4 protein-coding genes are annotated in these 2,841 nt (G+C 69.8%); 3 read left to right on the plus strand and 1 reads right to left on the minus strand.

Annotated elements, in window-relative coordinates; genetic code table 11:
* Nucleotides 1-81 precede the first annotated feature (81 nt).
* Nucleotides 82-663: a hypothetical protein gene (locus AAHM41_RS39790; protein WP_342242178.1), complete on the minus strand. Its 582-nt coding sequence runs from the start codon at nucleotides 661-663 to the stop codon at nucleotides 82-84.
* A 261-nt stretch (nucleotides 664-924) separates the two neighbouring features.
* Between AAHM41_RS39790 and queE the strand changes: the two genes are divergently transcribed.
* From queE to queC, 3 genes are read left to right on the plus strand one after another with little or no spacing between them, the layout of a single operon-like run.
* Nucleotides 925-1,674: a 7-carboxy-7-deazaguanine synthase gene (queE, locus tag AAHM41_RS39795; RefSeq protein WP_446719525.1), complete on the plus strand. Its 750-nt coding sequence runs from the start codon at nucleotides 925-927 to the stop codon at nucleotides 1,672-1,674.
* A 13-nt stretch (nucleotides 1,675-1,687) separates the two neighbouring features.
* Nucleotides 1,688-2,044 carry a 6-carboxytetrahydropterin synthase QueD gene (queD, locus tag AAHM41_RS39800; RefSeq protein ID WP_342242179.1) on the plus strand — a complete coding sequence of 119 codons (357 nt, stop codon included), beginning with the start codon at nucleotides 1,688-1,690 and terminating at the stop codon, nucleotides 2,042-2,044.
* Nucleotides 2,034-2,759 carry a 7-cyano-7-deazaguanine synthase QueC gene (gene queC / locus AAHM41_RS39805; protein WP_342242180.1) on the plus strand — a complete coding sequence of 242 codons (726 nt, stop codon included), beginning with the start codon at nucleotides 2,034-2,036 and terminating at the stop codon, nucleotides 2,757-2,759. The genes queD and queC overlap by 11 nt, the downstream gene beginning before the upstream one ends.
* Nucleotides 2,760-2,841: the final 82 nt, after the last annotated feature.

Below are 2,841 nucleotides of genomic sequence, written 5' to 3' on the forward strand. Positions count from 1 at the left end.
CTGTCTACCGGGGCCCCGCCCTCCCGCCGTACCCGCCCCCCCCCCCCCGCCGCGGGCCTCGATGTATCCCGAGCGCCCGGCCTACAGCAGATAGTCGCCCTGCAGCGGCAGGACGTCGCTGCCCAGCTCGAGGCCGAGATTCTCGAGCGTGCCGTTGGCGAAGCCGAGGAGCCCGCCGACGATTCCACCGATGCTTCCGGCAAGGCCGGCGCCGCTGACATCGGCCCCGTACTCCACGCCGAGATGCAGGCCCTCCGCGAGGCCGGCGGCCAGGCCGCCATTGTCGCCGTTCAGCACCTGGCTGATCGGACCGAGGTCGATGGCGTCGCCGATGCTGAGGACGCCGTCGAGGGCGGCCACGACGCCCTCGGCCACCCCGTTGACGACCCCGCTGCCGGCATGGAGCAGGTCGCCCAGCACTTCACCGGCCAGCGGGACCATGTCGAGCGCGTCCCCGAGGTTGTCGGCCGCGCCGATCACGAGGCCGACGATGCCGCCGAGCGCGCCGCCGACGACTCCCAGAAGGCCGTCGTTTCCGGCTTCGGTGCCCTTGTCCAGGCCGACGTCCAGACCATGGCCCAGACCATCGACCGGATTGCCACTGTCGCCGCCCAGGAGCTGCCCCACGGCGCCCAACAGACCGCCAAGAAGATCAGTTGCCATATCGTGGATCTCCTCTATCGCTTCTGACAAGGCCTGCATTCGAAGCAATGCAAGGTCAATATCGCATAACCCGATATGGCGGTTATATCAACCCTTGACTAAAAATAAGAATATCCATTTGTCGAAAAATTCCATCAGAATTGACGGTACATGCCTTGCGGAGCCATTTTCATTCAGATTGAGATGTATTCGTTGGTTACTCTATCGATCCGGATCAGCCCTTCGCGCCAACAGGGCACCACGCCGCTCTGCTTGAGGACCGTGGCAGCGGCCCTCCGCGGCAATTCGCACCTGACCCGCGCGGCAAAACCGGCTAAAACCGCGCCGCGCGGCCACGGCCCACCCCTGGGCCGCCAGGAGCCGCGCCGGACCAGCGTGATGGGCTACGTCGTCAAAGAGATCTTCAAGACCCTGCAGGGCGAGGGCCGCCATGCCGGGCGCGCCTCGGTGTTCTGCCGCTTCGTCGGCTGCAATCTGTGGACCGGCCGCGAGCAGGACCGGGCCGAGGCGGTCTGCCGCTTCTGCGACACCGACTTCCTGGGCACCGACGGGCCGGGCGGCGGCCGCTTCGGCACGGCCGAGGCGCTGGCCGCGGCGATCGAGGCCTGCTGGGACGGGCCGGAGGCGGAGCGCTTCGTCGTCTTCACCGGCGGCGAGCCGCTGCTGCAGCTGGACCGCGCCCTGCTGGACGCCATCCATGCCCGCGGCTTCACTGCCGCGGTCGAGACCAACGGCACGATCGAACCGCCGGCCGAGCTGGACTGGGTCTGCGTCAGCCCCAAGGCCGGCGCGCCCCTGGCCGCGCGAAGCGGCGACGAGCTGAAGCTGGTCTATCCGCAGCCCGACCTGCTGCCCGAAGCGGTGGCGGAGCTCGACTTCACCCATTTCTGGCTGCAGCCGATGGACGGGCCGGACCGTGTCGCCAACACCGAGGCGGCGGTCGCCTATTGCCTGTCCCACCCGCAATGGCGGCTGAGCCTGCAGACCCACAAGCTGATCGGCATTCCATGAGAGTTGTCTGGCCATGAGGATCACCCAGGCCTTCACCTTCGAGGCGGCGCACCGGCTGCCGAACGTGCCGGCGACGCATCGCTGCCACCGGATGCACGGCCATTCCTACCGGGTCGAGCTGCGGCTGGAGGGGCCGGTCGACCCCGAATCCGGCTTCGTCGTCGACTTCTTCGATGTCGAGGCCGCCTTCGCGCCGATCCTGGCCCGGCTGGACCATTACTGCCTGAACGAGATCGCGGGGCTGGAGAACCCGACGGCCGAGCACATCGCCATCTGGATCTGGGACCGCGTGCGGCCGACGCTGCCGCTGCTGGCCGCCGTCGCCGTCTACGAGACCCCGAACTGCTGGGCCGAATACGATGGACGCTGACCAGGGCGAGAGGAGCGCGGCCGAGGGCGCGCTGGTGCTGTTCTCCGGCGGCCAGGATTCGGCCACCTGCCTGGCCTGGGCGCTGGAGCGCTTCGGCCGGGTCGAGACCGTCGGCTTCGACTACGGCCAGCGCCACCGGGTCGAGCTCGACGTCCGGCCCGGCATCCTGGACGCGATGCGCGACCGCTTCCCGGCCTGGGCCGGGCGGCTGGGCGACGACCACATGCTGGATTTGTTGGTGCTGGGCCAGGTCAGCGACACGGCGCTGACCCGCGACGTCGAGATCGCGATGCAGGACAACGGCCTGCCCAACACCTTCGTGCCCGGGCGCAACCTGGTGTTCGTGACCTTCGCCGCCGCTTTGGCCTATCGCCGCGGCCTGCGCCACCTGGTCGCCGGAGTCTGCGAGACCGATTATTCCGGCTATCCGGACTGCCGCGACGACACCATGAAGGCGATGCAGCTGGCGCTGAACCTGGGGATGGAGAGCCGCTTCGTCCTGCACACGCCGCTGATGTGGATCGACAAGGCCGAGACCTGGCGCCTGGCCGAGTCGCTGGGCGGCGAGGCGCTGGTCGGCCTGATCCGCGACGAGACCCACAGCTGCTATCGCGGCGACCGCAGCCAGTCGCACGACTGGGGCCGTGGCTGCGGCGAATGCCCGGCCTGCAATCTGCGCGCCGAGGGCTGGCGCCGGTTCCGGGCCGCACCTTAGGCCCGCTCGGCGGCGCGGGCTGGGGGGGGGGGGGGGGGGGGGGGGGGGGGGGGGGGGGGGGGGGGGGGGGGGCGGGGGGGGG

This window comes from Inquilinus sp. OTU3971 (assembly GCF_038440215.1).

Coding starts and splice junctions, on each gene's coding strand:
- AAHM41_RS39790 (WP_342242178.1), bottom strand. CDS start 663: ATGGCAACTGATCTTCTTGGCGGTCTGTTGGGCGCCGTGGGGCAGCTC.
- queD (WP_342242179.1), top strand. CDS start 1,688: ATGAGGATCACCCAGGCCTTCACCTTCGAGGCGGCGCACCGGCTGCCG.
- queC (WP_342242180.1), top strand. CDS start 2,034: ATGGACGCTGACCAGGGCGAGAGGAGCGCGGCCGAGGGCGCGCTGGTG.